General features: G+C 61.5%; 16 protein-coding genes. 6 read left to right on the forward strand and 10 right to left on the reverse strand.

Annotated features, from left to right (window positions below):
• Positions 1–12: 12 nt before the first annotated feature.
• From AC1Q6P_RS06100 to AC1Q6P_RS06110, 3 genes are read right to left on the reverse strand one after another with little or no spacing between them, the layout of a single operon-like run.
• Entirely contained in the window at positions 13–948 is a 936-nt protein-coding gene (locus AC1Q6P_RS06100) for a PDR/VanB family oxidoreductase (protein ID WP_492665805.1), read from the reverse strand.
• Positions 945–1877, reverse strand: a complete 933-nt coding sequence (locus AC1Q6P_RS06105) for a pyridoxamine 5'-phosphate oxidase family protein (RefSeq protein WP_492665806.1) — start codon at positions 1875–1877, stop codon at positions 945–947. The genes AC1Q6P_RS06100 and AC1Q6P_RS06105 overlap by 4 nt, the downstream gene beginning before the upstream one ends.
• A 22-nt stretch (positions 1878–1899) precedes the next feature.
• Positions 1900–2274, reverse strand: a complete 375-nt coding sequence (locus AC1Q6P_RS06110) for a DsrE family protein (RefSeq protein WP_492665807.1) — start codon at positions 2272–2274, stop codon at positions 1900–1902.
• A gap of 561 nt (positions 2275–2835) precedes the next feature.
• On the opposite strand from AC1Q6P_RS06110, the gene AC1Q6P_RS06115 reads away from it, so the two are divergent.
• The 6 genes from AC1Q6P_RS06115 (at position 2836) to AC1Q6P_RS06140 (ending at position 7023) form a co-directional block, all read left to right on the forward strand.
• Positions 2836–3339 (forward strand): YHS domain-containing (seleno)protein, encoded by a 504-nt coding sequence (locus AC1Q6P_RS06115; protein WP_492665808.1) that lies wholly within the window; start codon positions 2836–2838, stop codon positions 3337–3339.
• A gap of 75 nt (positions 3340–3414) precedes the next feature.
• Positions 3415–3732 carry a BufA1 family periplasmic bufferin-type metallophore gene (locus AC1Q6P_RS06120; protein WP_492665809.1) on the forward strand — a complete coding sequence of 106 codons (318 nt, stop codon included), beginning with the start codon at positions 3415–3417 and terminating at the stop codon, positions 3730–3732.
• A 31-nt stretch (positions 3733–3763) separates the two neighbouring features.
• Positions 3764–4597, forward strand: a complete 834-nt coding sequence (gene bufB, locus AC1Q6P_RS06125) for an MNIO family bufferin maturase (RefSeq protein WP_492665810.1) — start codon at positions 3764–3766, stop codon at positions 4595–4597.
• Between the two features lie 149 nt (positions 4598–4746).
• Positions 4747–5523, forward strand: a complete 777-nt coding sequence (locus tag AC1Q6P_RS06130) for an HvfC/BufC family peptide modification chaperone (protein WP_492703098.1) — start codon at positions 4747–4749, stop codon at positions 5521–5523.
• A 93-nt stretch (positions 5524–5616) separates the two neighbouring features.
• Positions 5617–6087 (forward strand): DoxX family protein, encoded by a 471-nt coding sequence (locus AC1Q6P_RS06135; protein ID WP_492665812.1) that lies wholly within the window; start codon positions 5617–5619, stop codon positions 6085–6087.
• 81 nt (positions 6088–6168) lie between these two features.
• Entirely contained in the window at positions 6169–7023 is an 855-nt protein-coding gene (locus AC1Q6P_RS06140; RefSeq protein ID WP_492665813.1) for a cupin domain-containing protein, read from the forward strand.
• 658 nt (positions 7024–7681) lie between these two features.
• On the opposite strand, the gene AC1Q6P_RS06145 is transcribed toward AC1Q6P_RS06140, so the two are convergent.
• The 7 genes from AC1Q6P_RS06145 to AC1Q6P_RS06175 form a co-directional block, all read right to left on the reverse strand.
• Positions 7682–8125 (reverse strand): YbbD-related protein, encoded by a 444-nt coding sequence (locus tag AC1Q6P_RS06145; protein ID WP_492665814.1) that lies wholly within the window; start codon positions 8123–8125, stop codon positions 7682–7684.
• A gap of 121 nt (positions 8126–8246) precedes the next feature.
• Positions 8247–8651: a hypothetical protein gene (locus AC1Q6P_RS06150; RefSeq protein ID WP_492665815.1), complete on the reverse strand. Its 405-nt coding sequence runs from the start codon at positions 8649–8651 to the stop codon at positions 8247–8249.
• Between the two features lie 34 nt (positions 8652–8685).
• Complete coding sequence (locus AC1Q6P_RS06155; protein WP_492665816.1) at positions 8686–9156, reverse strand: hypothetical protein; 471 nt, start codon at positions 9154–9156, stop codon at positions 8686–8688.
• A gap of 1295 nt (positions 9157–10451) precedes the next feature.
• Entirely contained in the window at positions 10452–10835 is a 384-nt protein-coding gene (locus AC1Q6P_RS06160) for a hypothetical protein (protein ID WP_492703100.1), read from the reverse strand.
• A 61-nt stretch (positions 10836–10896) separates the two neighbouring features.
• A complete protein-coding gene (locus AC1Q6P_RS06165; protein ID WP_492665818.1) occupies positions 10897–11382 on the reverse strand; it encodes a DUF2199 domain-containing protein in 486 nt (161 codons plus the stop codon).
• Between the two features lie 119 nt (positions 11383–11501).
• A complete protein-coding gene (locus tag AC1Q6P_RS06170) occupies positions 11502–12020 on the reverse strand; it encodes an O-acetyl-ADP-ribose deacetylase (RefSeq protein WP_492665819.1) in 519 nt (172 codons plus the stop codon).
• A 72-nt stretch (positions 12021–12092) separates the two neighbouring features.
• The gene (locus tag AC1Q6P_RS06175) at positions 12093–12566 is read right to left on the reverse strand and encodes a hypothetical protein (protein ID WP_171828618.1); all 474 of its coding nucleotides are present in this window, start codon (positions 12564–12566) and stop codon (positions 12093–12095) included.
• Positions 12567–13333: the final 767 nt, after the last annotated feature.

Raw genomic sequence — 13333 nt, forward strand, 5'->3', positions numbered from 1 at the left:
CAGGCGCACGCGTCAAAGATCCAGAGTCAGGCTTTCACTGCTGGCCCAACCTACGCAGGTGCACAGGCCCTCGGCGCGTTGCGCGGGGCTCAGGCAGACGTCACGGTGCAGCGGGCTGCCCTCCAGCACGCGGCTGTGGCATTGCCCGCACTCACCGCGCTTGCAGTCGTAGGCCACGAAGGCGTCCGCGGCAATCAAGGCATCGAGGATGCTGGTGCCCGGCTGAACCTCGACTGCGATGCCACTTTGTGCGAGATGCACGCGAATCGGCCGGTCGCCTGGCTGCGATCGGGCGCCAAAGCTCTCGAAGTGCAAGGCGGCGCCTGGCCAGCCCAACTCTGCAGCGCGTTCACGCAGCGCATTCAGCAGAGGCACCGGACCGCAGGCGTGCAGGCTGGCGCCAGCGCTGAAAGTACCCAGCAGCGCCTCCAGCGCCGGAGGGTTCGCACCCACGTGCAAATGAAGTTGCGCGTGGGACAGCGCCCGCAGCTCGTCGAGCAGCACCAGCCGGCCCTCGCTGCGCGCCAGATAGTGCAGCTCAAAGGGCTGGCCGGCTGCATTCAAGGCGTGGGCCATGGCATGCATGGGCGTGATGCCAATGCCGCCGGCCACCAGCACGGTCCGGCCCTGCTCGGCTTGCAAGGGAAAGCTGTCGAAGGGGCCGTCCACATCGAGGGCTTGCCCTGCCGCCAGTTGTTCATGGATCCAGCGCGAGCCGCCCCGCGAGGCCGGGTCGAGCAGCACCGCAATGCGGTACTCCTCGGCCGCGCCCTCCGTGCCGAGGAGGGAGTAATGGCGCTCCAGCCACTGGCCGTCGGAAATCGGCAGTTGCAGCCGAAGATGTGCGCCAGCGGACCACGGAGGCAAGACCTGACCCTGCGGATGACGCAAGCGGATTTCAAGCACGTCCGTGCCGTGACGCTGCAATTGGTGGACGATCAGTTTCATGCAGTGACCTTGGGGTTGAAGGGCGAAGCGTCCAGGAATTCCCAGCTCAGAGCCATGGCTTGCTCGCGCAGCAACCAGGCCTCGATCTCGAATTCCCAAAAACGACCGGTGCCCCCGGTGAGACCCTTCGGATCTGCCTGATCCCAGAGCAGTTCGGCGCGGCCCGTCAGATGCAGGAGGCGGCCATTGGCGAAGTCCGGAATCACCAGTCCGCAGGCCGGATCCAGAGCGAGATTGCCCAGGGTGTTGAACATGCTGTTGCCGGCATAGTCGGGCACGCGCAAGCGTCGTGCGCTGAGGCGCTCAATGAAGCCATTGGGGCCGCCACGGTGCGAGGCATCGAGCGAGCCGCCCGGTGCGCCGCTGGCGATGAAGAGCGTGTCTGCCGCATCGAGCAGTGCAGCACTGGCTTCATCGAGGACCTGGCCGCGTTGCACGCTCGCAGGCTGCGCAGGAGATGCTTCATCAACGACGCCTTGCGGATGGCGTCGCTGGATGTACTTGGGGCAATTGGGGTAGGCCTCATCGATGGCCACACGTACATGCTGCCCATCGACATGCTCGACATGGCCGTTCACGCGGTAGCGGCGCCGGGTCGAGAGCTCAATGAACAAGAGGCCGGCCTGCGAGCCGAGGCCCAGCTCCTGCCAGAAGGGGTCGTCGGCCAGGCGCCGCGCGCGCGCCAACGCGATCTCGATGCTGCGCCCTTCGGGGCTGCGCAGAAAGCCAGGTGGCCCGAAGAGCAGCGAAGCCCAGACCTGGCCCCGATCCGTTCGGGTCGCGGTGGCGACCATGACTTGCTTTTCGATGAAGGGGCGGGCGCCGGCGATCACCGTGTCGGTGATCACACCGGCATTGCGCACTGCGATCGCAGACTCTCCGGCGCGTGCTTGCACGGCACGCTCGCCTTCATGGAATGCATAGGTCATGGTCGTCTCCCTTTGCCTTGCTTCAGAACGTGAAGACGGTGAAGCCGTCGGCCACCAGCTTGCCCAGGCTGGGCAGGCCGGAGGTGCCGGGCACGCTGTTGTCGGTGATCAGGTCAAAGCCGCTCTTCACCGCCTCTTCACGCGAGCCGAACACATCGGCGCAACCGCAGGACACGCCGGCGATCTCGTTTTCCACCGCCTTGAACAGGGCATGCACGGGATGGTCGGCCTGGCTGATCACACCGGGCCAGCGGGTGCCTGCGCCTTGGAAGTAGATGGACACGTCCGTGCCGCGCTGCTTGAAGTCATAGGCGGCGGCCAGGCCGTTGAACATGCGACCGAGCGCGTCTTCGCCGCCGTTCTTCGGGTCGGACAAGATGATGATGGCTGCTTTCATGGGGTTCCTTGGTGGGTTGGATTCAGAGTGATTCAGGTCCTGCGGTGTGCTGCAGGCCTGGGACTGAACTCTAGGGATCGAGCCTCACTTCAGAAATCACTTGCACGGCAATGGGCTGTTACGGCGCGCGGAAGAATGGCCGCCCTGCTGCAGGCCTGCTGGGCTTGCTTCGGCAGCCTCTGATAGGCGGAATGAGGTGAGATGGGATGGGAGATCACGGCGATGGCCACGGATGTGCGGCCTGGCCCCAGGCGAAACCCGTTCACCTCTTGCGCCGCGCAAGGCGCAGTGAACGCCTTTTCGGCCGCCCGAGACGAATGGGACAGCGAACGAGACGCGCAGTCACCTCAGCAAGCGCTTCGATTCCTAAAGTTCAGTCCATGCAGTCGGGCCAGGACATGCGAACGCAAGAAGCCCTGCCCCAGCTGCTGTGACACCCGAAGTAACGGCGACTTTCATCGCTGCACGCCGAGCAACTTCAGAACTTCAGCTTGCACTCAGGGGTTGGCCTGAGCCGAGTCATTCATAACCACCAACCAATCCGCCCAAGAAAGGCACATCATGTCCAAGAGCTATTTCCGTGTTTCCCTGATTTCCATCGCCGCCGCTGCCGCGCTGACGGCCGGCCTCGCCCCGTCTGCGGCCTTCGCCTATGACGAGAACTCTGCCGCTGTCGTGAATGTCGACAGCAAGGGTGTTGGCCTGCGTGGCCATGATCCTGTGGCCTATCACACCGTGGGCGCGCCGACGGCGGGCAAGGCTGAGTTCTCGGCCAAGCACAAGGGCGTGACCTATCTGTTCGCCAGCGCCGCCAACCGCGATGCTTTCAATGCCAACCCGGACAAGTACGAACCGGCCTACGGTGGCTTCTGCGCCATGGGTGTGGCTCTGGAGAAGAAGCTGGACGGCGACCCGGCAGCCTGGAAGCTGGTGGACGGCAAGCTGCACTTGAACGTCAACAAGGACGTTCAAAAGAAGTGGCTGGAAGACGTCCCGGGCAACAACAAGAAGGCCGATGCGAACTGGCCCTCGATCAAGGTCAAGACCCCCAAGTCCCTGGCTTGATCCTGAAGCGGGGGCGCGCTGACTTGAGCCCGGCGCGTCCTTCCTTCCCTCTCCCCAACCGACTCCCTACACATCATGAGCACTCGACGACATGTGATCACAGCCCTGGCTTTGGCTGCGGCTGTACAGGGCGCAGCCAAAGCCGCAGAGAGCAAGCCGAGCAGCAGCAAGCCTGCCATGGAAAAGTGCTACGGCATCTCGCTGGCCGGGCAGAACGACTGCGCCGCTGGCCCTGGCACCAGTTGCGCCGGGACCTCCAAGGTGGACTACCAAGGCAACGCCTGGAAGAAGGTGCCCGTCGGTACCTGCGTCACCACAAAAACCCCGAAAGGCCAGGGATCGCTCACGCCGATCACGGCGATCACGCGAATCACGCGGGTCACCCCGATCTAGCCCCTGTTTCGCCGCAAGAGAGAGCGCCATCGTGCAGCCAAGTATCGGGCTGAGCTTCAAGCCTCAGCATTTTCAGCAAGCCATGCAGGCGCAAGCCCAAGGCCTGTGGTTCGAGGTCCACCCCGAGAACTACATGGCCGACGGCGGGCCGCGCCCGCGCATGCTGGCAGCGCTGGCCGAGCGCCACCCGGTGGCGCTCCACGGTGTTTCGCTTTCCCTGGCCGGGCCGGAGCCCTTGGATCTGCAGCACCTGCGCCGCCTTCGACATCTGATCGACCGGATCAAACCGGTCCGGCTGTCTGAGCACCTGGCCTGGTCTCGCCTCGGAACACGCTATGTGCCTGATTTGCTGCCGGCACTGCGCACCCGCGCCTTGCTGGAACGGGTTGTCGCCCATGTCGACCAGGTGCAACAGCTGACAGGCATGCGCCTGGCGCTGGAGAACCCCAGTCACTACCTGAGCCTGGAGGGCCACGAGTTCAGCGAAGCGCAGTTCCTGAACGAGGTGGTGCGACGCACGGCCTGCAGCTTGCTGGTCGATGTGAACAACCTCCACGTCAGCGCCGCCAACATCCAGCAGCACGCCAGCGACTGGCTGGCAGAGATTGACATCGAGGCCATCAGCGAGATCCACCTCGCGGGGCACAGCGAGGACCCCGAACTCGGCCCCCGGTTGCTGATCGATGCCCACGATCGCCCCGTTTCTGAGGAGGTGCTGGCTCTGTACGCCGCCTTGTGCCAACGCATCGGTCCGCGCCCCACGCTGCTGGAGTGGGACGCAGACGTGCCTGAGTTCTCGGTGCTCTGGCAAGAGCGCGAGCGGGTGCAGGCTGCCACTCCAGCCTGGAGCTTCGCCCATGACTAGGGAAGCTCTGCATCCATCAGGCCGGCCCCTGCCAGCGCGGCCTCGGGCGGTCTGCCGCCTTGCACCTCTCGCCAATAGCTACGGCTATTGGCTTCCAGCTGCGCCTTGCAGCCCATCCCGATCCGCACTCCACGGTCTCGCCCCGATTTATGCAGAGCTTCCCTAGCCCTTCGAGCTTTTACACCCAGTTCTTGACCAGCATCGATGGCTGGCATTTGCTCGCCGGAACCGACGTCGAAGCCGGGCTGGCCCCGGCGCCAGCGGCCACCGCGGTGTATGCCAACACCGGTTTGCGCGCGGCCATCGAGGCCCTGGAAGCCAACTTCCTCAGCGTCGCCCAATGGTTGGGCGGTCCCTGGTTCTGGCCGGCGGCGACCGCATTCGCGCGTGCCCACCCGCCTCAAGAACGCCGCTTGTTTCTGTACGGCGATGGCTTCCCCGAGTTCTTGGCCGCGCTGGAACACGCACAACTGGCCCGTTACACCAGCGATCTGGCCTGGGTCGACTGGATGTGCATGCGCGCCCACGCAGCAGGCGACCACCTCCCGCTGACCGCGACTCGCTTGGCCACGCTTCCAGCCGATGCCTTGCCAGGCCTGCAACTGAAGGTGGCACCGTCGACCCATTGGAAGCCTGCGCCTGGATATGCACTGGTCGAGCTCTGGCGCGAGGCACGCGCCGGGCGCACCGAGATCGAAATCAAGCCCCAAGAGCTCACCGGCGTGCTGGTGACCCGGCCTGAAGACCATGTCTGGGTGCACGAGGTTCCGCTGGCGAGCTTGCATCTGCTGGAAGCGCTGGCCTCCGGGCAATGCCTTGCCGATGCCGCGGCTCATGCCAGCAGCAAGGCATCGCCAGACCATCCCTTCGATCTGCAGGCGGCGCTGAGCCCCTTGCTGGACAAGGGCGCCCTGCTGATGCCCTAAGCACCCATGCCCCTGACGGAATCAAGCGGCTGAGCCTCCCGCTCCCACCCGCGACTTTCATGACACCTAGCATCCCCCCACAAGGAACCCATCGTGAACGTACGCCTTCCCACGCTCTCGCATGCGCACCAAGCCCTGATTCACGGGGCCGGACGCCTCTTCTCTAACACCGTCCTCCTGCTGGCAGCTCGCCTGGCGCTCGCGAGCATCTTCTGGCGCTCCGGGCGAACCAAGGTCGACGGTTGGTTCACCCTGAGCGACTCGGCCGTGGCCTTGTTCGCGGAGGAGTACCAGCTGCCTTGGGTGGAACCTGGGCAGGCTGCTTTGCTGGCCGCGCTGGCCGAACATGCGCTGCCGATCCTGTTGTTCCTGGGTCTGGCCACACGTTATGCATCCATGGGTCTGCTCGTCATGACCCTGGTGATCCAGTTCCTGGTCTACCCGGACGCGTGGCCCACGCACCTCAGCTGGTTGTGCCTGCAGGCTTTGATCCTGGCCCGGGGTGCCGGAGCACTGTCCGTCGACGCCATGCTGTCCAAGCGATTGTTCCGCGCCACGCAATGAGCTCTTGCTATGGATGCGCTTGGTGCCAATGGCTCATGCCGTCGATGATGCGGCATCTCCCCGGCACAGATGCAAGCCTCCATGTCAGACGAAATCGATACCTTGTTGACACGCTTCGAGCTGAGAACGCGTGTGTTCTTCTCAGGGCAACTCTGCGGCGTCGCGAACTTCGATGACGGACAGGGTGTGGGCCATTTGCATGTGATGCGAAAGGGGCAGCTCGATGTCCTTCTGCCCGACGGCTCGGTACAAACCGTGAGCGCTCCGGCAGCCCTCTTTTTTCCGCGCGCCACGCCGCACCGTCTGCGCGCGCCCGAGGTCGACGGGCCCGATCTGATCTGCGCATCGGTGGTCTGCGGTGCGGCGCTGGGTCAGCAGCTGATGGCAGAGCTGCCCGCCATGTTGGCCGTGCCCTTGGAGGACCACCCTGGCTTGCAAATGAGCCTGCAGCTGCTGTTTGACGAAGCCTTCGCCGAACGCCAGGGGCGAGCGGCCGCCGTCGACCGCTTGAGCGAGCTGGTGCTCATCCATCTGCTGAGGGAGGTGCTGAAGCAAGGGCACTTGAAAGCCGGCGTACTCGGCGGCTTGGCCGATCCTCGCCTGGCCCGGGCCTTGCACGCCATGCACACCGACGCGGCAAGACCCTGGACGCTGGAGCAGCTGGCCATCGTGGCCGGCATGTCGCGCGCACGCTTTGCAGCGCAGTTCACTCAGATCATCGGGCAATCACCGGGCGACTACCTCGCGAGCTGGCGCATTGGACTGGCACAGAACCTCCTCTGCAAGGGCCGACAGGTCAAGAACATCGCAGACGAGGTGGGCTACGGCAGCGCCTCTGCGCTGACCCGGGCTTTTGTCCTCAAGACGGGTCTGGCGCCCACCGAATGGTTGGCAAGCAAGCGAGCAGGTGCACGCGCTGCGCTCCACAGCACCTGATGCCTTTTTCGCACGCTCGCACACACACTCATTCATTCACTCAATCGTTGACCTGCCCATAAGAAGAAGAGGCCTTTCGGCCTCTTCTTCACCAAGCCCCGACCGACTTGATTCAGCAGTGACAGGCTTTGCTTCTTTACAAGAACTGACTCCAACAAATAAAGTCCGTCGAGATTGGCGCTTGTAAGTTGTTGATTTTTCTACATGGGCGTCGCACTGGAATGTCCGTCGGAAACCCTGAAATCTGGGGGCCTCGCTACGTCGATCCAAATAAAGTCCGTCGAAGCAACATCGCCGGCCGATTCGACCTGGATCCTGTCTGAAATGAATCCTCCCCGGCGCCCCTTGAGCCACGATGAAAGGCGGCTCCGCAGCGATTGCTGTCCTTCGGATTGCTGAGCGGGCCGTCAGCAAAGTGCCCAAAGCTGAAGTTCGTCGAACCTTGGTACCAGGCTGTCTCCTGTCATTCGCTTCAGGCCAGACCGCGAACACCTACCGCTAAAAAGCTGACCTTCGAACTGCGAATACCGATGCGGCAAAGCAGTCGCTCTACGTTAACGCTAACCGGCCCGCGACGGGAGGGCGCCGGAGGGCCAGAAGGAAGTGAGGCCCGCAGGCAGCGTGCCGTCGCGTGTCCGGTTAAGCAAATGGTTGGGCGTCATTGCGCGGCGGCCCACCCGACAAGCTTTCCGCCTGCTGCAGCCAATCCAACATACTCCGCACCACACTTGAAGTAGATGAAATCTTGCCCCGGCACGCCGCCATGAGGAACACCCTCCGGCCACCAATGGCGTTCGAACGGTTGTCTTGGAAGTCCCTGCGCACTGACTGACGCGCACGTTGGTGGCAGAACTACCTCTGTGCCAACTGGCACATCTGCAGCCCACATGCGGGCGTTCGTGTCCAGATTGTGCTGCTCAAAGATTCGCGTAGACGCGGCAGGTAGCCACAAGGGCAGCCAGCCTCTCTGCAATGACCCAGCTTCAACCGCAACGGCATAGCTGTCGTAGTTGACCTCCAGAGTTTCCGAAGCGCACCCAACCACCAGAACTGTTGCCAGGGATTTGATCAAGCGGCCAAGGGTATATCGAGTGCTGGTCATGACGCCCAACGTTTGAGCTAACCGGCCCGCGACGGCAGGACGCCGCAGGGCCAGAATGAAATGAGGCCCGAAGGCGGCATGCGGTTGCGGGTCCGGTTGAGCGATTGGTTAAGCCTCATTGTCATACGCCCTGCGACCACCAAGGTGCGGTGTAGCCAAGAACGGCACCAACAAGCGCCCCGAGGGCGATGCCGGCGAGGCTTAGGCCGACAATGACCGCAATGGAACAGCAAGCAATGCATCCCGTGAGGACGCACCTTCGGGTTGCAATTGCCTCAGGAACTTCTTTGATCTCCGTGACGAAGACAACTCCAAGGAAGACTCCGAAGATGAGAAAGCAAGCTACGACGGTGACCAACCTCGATTCGACATCCTGTCCGTTGATGCTACCGACCTGCGCGAGCATGTAGGCCACAAAGACCAGCCCAACAAGCAAGGCCGGACGCCACTCCCCAGAGAACAGCCAACGCACTGCCAACGTTGCACGCCTTGCTTGGAGCGGCTGAGGTTTTGCTTCCTGCGGCATGGAGCGGCGATAAGGTGGGGTGTGAGGCTTAACGTCAAAGCTCAGCGGACGGCGTAGCCGTCCGCTGCAGCGAAGGGTTGGACATCAAGCTGGGCTCTACTCTCCGCCAAAGCCCAGCCATAGCCAACGAAACTGGAAACGGCTCTTCGTTTCTGAGAGCGGGGCCAGCCCAATACCAGATCGTGGAGGCGTGAAGTTCTGGAGCATTGAGAAGCAGCTTTTCAAGCTGCGCCCATTCGCGCTGTGCGAACCCATCAGCCATAAACAAGTCGTCTACTGATGCGACTGTCAGAGCCATGGCAGAGAACGCTTCGTCGTCAGACAGTTCTTGCTGCTGCAAGAGAACAAACAGCGATGGAAGCAGCTCAGGATTGGCGTTGGTCAAATCCCAGTCTTGCATTTGCTGATCCCATGCTAGGCCAAGGAGGTCAGAAAGCTTTTCCTCCGCAGCCGGCATGCTGTAGCGCTCGAACCGACTCAACACGACTGGCAGTGCCGCACTCATAGTGTTCAACGTGAAAGCTCAGCGGGTGGCGAAGCCGTCCGCTGGAGCGAAAGGTTAAACCGCAGACTGGTGCGCACCTTCTTCATGAGTTTTCACTCGGGTGTGTGGGATCTTTGGATAAAACAGTCTTTCCCCGAGTTCGAAGATGCTTGGCTGCGCGAGCAAACCCTGCAATCGCGCATAGGAGGAAGACAAAGAAAGCCAATCCGAAGAGAACGTTCGCGGCACCTCTGCCTGCGGAAGAGAGATCAAGCAAACTCGGAGCCATGATGGAACCCGCCGCGAGAAGCCAGGCTAGGTTTGCGACCAGCCGAAGAGCGCTCCGTTTCCGCTTTGCGTCGACAGGCTCGTTGTTGTGATCGGTACTCATCGTCGATTTTCTAAAGGCCCGGGCTCTGCGGTTTAACGTCGAAGTTGAGCCGCGAGCGGCGGCTAGGCACGGAAGGCCCAGAATGAAATGGGGGCCTGGAGTGCCCAGCCGTTGCGAGTCGGCTCGAACGACAGGTTAGCCAGCTGACCGCTGCAAGACTTCTCGCCGTGCCGGAGCCAGCCAGGGACAACCTCATACGCCGACCATACCGTGCTCCGAGGAGGTCGATGAAGATTGACCTGAACTGCGCCGAGCCCATTTTCGCCACTGACGAGGAAGGTCAACTCGGCGCACGAGATGTACGCAGTCAGCTTTTGTCTGGATCCTAGAAGCAGTAGGCGACTTGGTTTCCCAACATGGGCCGCAACTGCAGGGGATTGGAATATCTCTGAGGCTGCAGCCTTGTACGCATCGGAAAGCGCTGCGGTAGCCGCCAAATAGGCAATGGCAAGGCCAACGAACAGCGCACCAATGAAGATCACTCGAGTCTTCGCTGAACTTGACGGTGGCGCAACTCTCATCTTTGAATCAGATGGCTAACGTTGAAGCTGAGCTGGAGCCGCAGGCGATCGGCTCGAGCGACCAGTTATGCAGAGCCGCTTCGAAGGCACTGCAGTGGAAGTGGCCGACAGCATACCGAAGCTGTACCCATGTGGCGATCGGCTGAGGCGGCAAGCGCTTTGTTCTTCTGCGGGTCGGTGGCAGACCAAGAAGAGAGTACGAGCATCCGGGCCAAGACCGGCAAGATCACGGCGGACGGAAGCTGGTCCGGATCGACTACAGCCCGACTCCGAGAGGATCACGGCAGCTTGTTCCGCGTGGCCGAGGCGAACGCCCGACCTAGAACGGACCTTCAACCGTTGTTTAGCTTGCTGCATAACGTGAAAGTGAGCGGACGCCGAAGGCGGTCCGCTCCAATGACAGGTTATGACTCATTGCGCAACTCCGAGTAGCGAGCCCTGAGGGACGGAATTGAGGATGAAAAATCCCCATGCTCCAGCGCATCCGCGAGGCTTCGTAGGAACTTTTTGGCTTGCGTCAGCCGCAGGCCAAACAAGTGGTCTGGCATCCAATCGTCGTTCAGCCCTTGATCCAATGCCTCGGCCACTTCAGCCAAATACCCACCTGCCTCGGTCCGTTTGAAAGCCACATATTCAGCACGATCCGCAAGTCGCTCAAACAACGGCATGAGCCGCGCAGAGCCTGGCTGATCCTCATCAGCCCAACGCCACGATCGCAGCGCCTCGCTGAACATCTCTAGCGCGGCAAGCTCGGCCCTACGAAAGTCGTGAGTCATAACGTTTGACATGAGGGGCGGCCAAGGGCGCTAGCCCTTGGACGTCCCTCTCGATGGAAGGGTTAGACCCAGGCTACGCGAACAAGGCCGTGTATTCAGCAACTCGATGAACATCAATTCCGGCACTTTGCTCAATGTAGATTGGATGATTGCTCGGCTTAAGAATCACATCAGGGCGAAACGCTGGCCCTGCCAGCCGAAGCTCCGCTGAATGTCCCAAGGCTCCGGCAGTGATTGGGATCGCATTTGCTACGACTGCGGGAATTGGTGGCTCGGAAAGCTGATCTTCTGACTCCCACAGCTCGTACACACGTTCAAAGTCGGATTGGGCTACTTCCACCCACAACCCTATGCAGTACGGTTCTGCACGAGACTCAACCGGCAACGGAAGAATTGCTCGAATGAAGAACCGTTCTCCCTTAATGATGCACAGTTCATTGTTCTCTTGAAGGAACGCTTGGCGCTCGTCAGGAGAAAGGCTCGCCGCGTCGTCTGGACGCTGGAAAGTGAGCTCCATTTCCTCCAGTGGATGTTCTTTCCCACACTTCGAGCAAAGCATTCTGGTTACCCAAGGTCTAACGTTGAAGCTAACTGGCCCGAGACGGCAGGACGCCGAAGGGCCAGAATGAAATGAGGCCCGAAGGCGGCATGCCGTTGCGGCTCCGGTTGAGCGACAGGTTAGACCGCGGATTCATTCAGCGCACCTTCGTAGATGGCCAGGTCCTCTCCGGAAAAACAGCAGAAAACAACTTCCTGCACCTGGGGCGATGCTGGCAACACAGCCAAAACTGTATTGACTGCCACGCGCGCAGCAAGCTCTATTGGATAACCATAGATGCCCGTGCTGATACTCGGGAAAGCTAGCGAAACCGCACCTGCCGAACGAGCCACCTCAAGGGAGCGTCGGTAGCAGGAGGCCAGGAGATCAGACTCCCCATTGCCGCCGCCGCGCCAGACCGGACCAACCGTGTGAATGATGTGGTTCGCCCTAAGCCTGTAGCCCCTAGTGAGTTTGGCATCGCCAGTCTTGCAGCCACCAAGCAAACGGCATTCGTGTACCAAGTCGGGTCCCGCAGCGCGATGAATCGCGCCATCAACTCCACCGCCGCCAAGCAGAGATGAGTTCGCTGCATTGACGATTGCATCGACAGGCAGCGTCGTGATGTCGGCCCGGATCGCTCGAAGGACGGCTGGCATATGGATGCGGTCTAACGTGTGAATTCACCGGACTGGCGCGGCTTGCCGCGACAGGTCCGGTGGAATGAGAGGTTAGCCCGCAGGTAGCCAAACATAGCGAATATCCTCACACTCGATTAACCAACTGGTGCCGCCGATTTCAATTTCGTGGATGACTGCACCAGCTTCAGACAGTCGAATTTCATCCTGGTCCCAATCGCCGTGGGCGGGAAACTCGCACCCAATGGAGTAACGCTTTACGTTCAAGTATTCGATTTCGATGTGACCGTTGTGGTACGCCCCGAGGAGGCGCACTTTGATATGCGACTGCCGATTCTCGTGACAAGTACCAGAGGCTGTCTCATAAACGACCAATGATTCAAGCCAAGCATCGTGAGGGGCACGGGGATCTTTGTAATTGTGGTGCCATTCAGCAAGAGCGAATTCGCGGGCGGACGGAGGTAGTTGATCTGAGATGGACGCAAGGTGCTCCTGGTAACGACGCCAGGATGAAACAAAGGACTCTGTTGAGTCTTGGCCTCCATCTTTGCGAAGGACGTAAGTCATTGGGCGGGCTAACGTGAAAGTGAGCGGACGCCGAAGGCGGTCCGCTCGAATGACAGGTTGTGCAGAGCCACTTCGGAGGCACTGCCGTGGAACTGCCCGAGAGCATACCGAAGCGGTACCCACAGGGCGAACGCCCGAGGCGCCAAGCGCCTTGTCCGCCTGCCCTCTGGCGGCGATCCAAGAAGCGGCGAACAAGCGGCGGAGGCAAGGCAGGCAAGATCACTGCGGCCGGAAGCTGGCCTCGTTCGCCGGCCGCCCGACTCGAACACGCGCAACGAAATTTGATCCGCGAGATCGCGGCGATCGCCGATCCGAAATCGAATCTTCATGCGCGGCCTAGCTTGCTGCACAACGTGAAAGTGAGCGGACGCCGAAGGCGGTCCGCTCGAATGACAGGTTGTGCAGAGCCACTTCGAAGGCACTGCCGTGGAACTGCCCAAGAGCATACCGAAGCGGTACCCACGGGGCGAAGGCCCGAGGCGCCAAGCGCTTTGTCCGCCTGCCCGTTGACGGCGAAAGACGAAAAGGAAGCCAAGCGGCCGCGCCCAAGCAGGCAACATCACGGCAACCTGAAGCTGGCCACCTTCGCCGGCCACCCGACTCGAACGCGCGCAACGAAACTTGATCCTCGAGATCGCGGCGATCGCCGAACCGAAAACGGATCTTCATGCGCGGCCTAGCTTGCTGCACAACGTTGAAGCTGAGCCGGAGCCGCAGGCGATCGGCTCGAGCGACCAGTTATGCAGAGCCGCTTCGAAGGCACTGCA

Source organism: Roseateles sp. GW835-FHT13E02, assembly GCF_058794035.1.

Coding starts and splice junctions, on each gene's coding strand:
- AC1Q6P_RS06170 (WP_492665819.1), bottom strand. CDS start 12,020: ATGCCAGCCGTCCTTCGAGCGATCCGGGCCGACATCACGACGCTGCCT.
- AC1Q6P_RS06165 (WP_492665818.1), bottom strand. CDS start 11,382: ATGCTTTGCTCGAAGTGTGGGAAAGAACATCCACTGGAGGAAATGGAG.
- AC1Q6P_RS06110 (WP_492665807.1), bottom strand. CDS start 2,274: ATGAAAGCAGCCATCATCATCTTGTCCGACCCGAAGAACGGCGGCGAA.
- AC1Q6P_RS06140 (WP_492665813.1), top strand. CDS start 6,169: ATGTCAGACGAAATCGATACCTTGTTGACACGCTTCGAGCTGAGAACG.
- AC1Q6P_RS06150 (WP_492665815.1), bottom strand. CDS start 8,651: ATGCCGCAGGAAGCAAAACCTCAGCCGCTCCAAGCAAGGCGTGCAACG.
- AC1Q6P_RS06115 (WP_492665808.1), top strand. CDS start 2,836: ATGTCCAAGAGCTATTTCCGTGTTTCCCTGATTTCCATCGCCGCCGCT.
- AC1Q6P_RS06100 (WP_492665805.1), bottom strand. CDS start 948: ATGAAACTGATCGTCCACCAATTGCAGCGTCACGGCACGGACGTGCTT.
- AC1Q6P_RS06160 (WP_492703100.1), bottom strand. CDS start 10,835: ATGTCAAACGTTATGACTCACGACTTTCGTAGGGCCGAGCTTGCCGCG.
- AC1Q6P_RS06120 (WP_492665809.1), top strand. CDS start 3,415: ATGAGCACTCGACGACATGTGATCACAGCCCTGGCTTTGGCTGCGGCT.
- AC1Q6P_RS06145 (WP_492665814.1), bottom strand. CDS start 8,125: ATGACCAGCACTCGATATACCCTTGGCCGCTTGATCAAATCCCTGGCA.
- AC1Q6P_RS06155 (WP_492665816.1), bottom strand. CDS start 9,156: ATGAGTGCGGCACTGCCAGTCGTGTTGAGTCGGTTCGAGCGCTACAGC.
- AC1Q6P_RS06175 (WP_171828618.1), bottom strand. CDS start 12,566: ATGACTTACGTCCTTCGCAAAGATGGAGGCCAAGACTCAACAGAGTCC.
- AC1Q6P_RS06105 (WP_492665806.1), bottom strand. CDS start 1,877: ATGACCTATGCATTCCATGAAGGCGAGCGTGCCGTGCAAGCACGCGCC.
- AC1Q6P_RS06130 (WP_492703098.1), top strand. CDS start 4,747: ATGCAGAGCTTCCCTAGCCCTTCGAGCTTTTACACCCAGTTCTTGACC.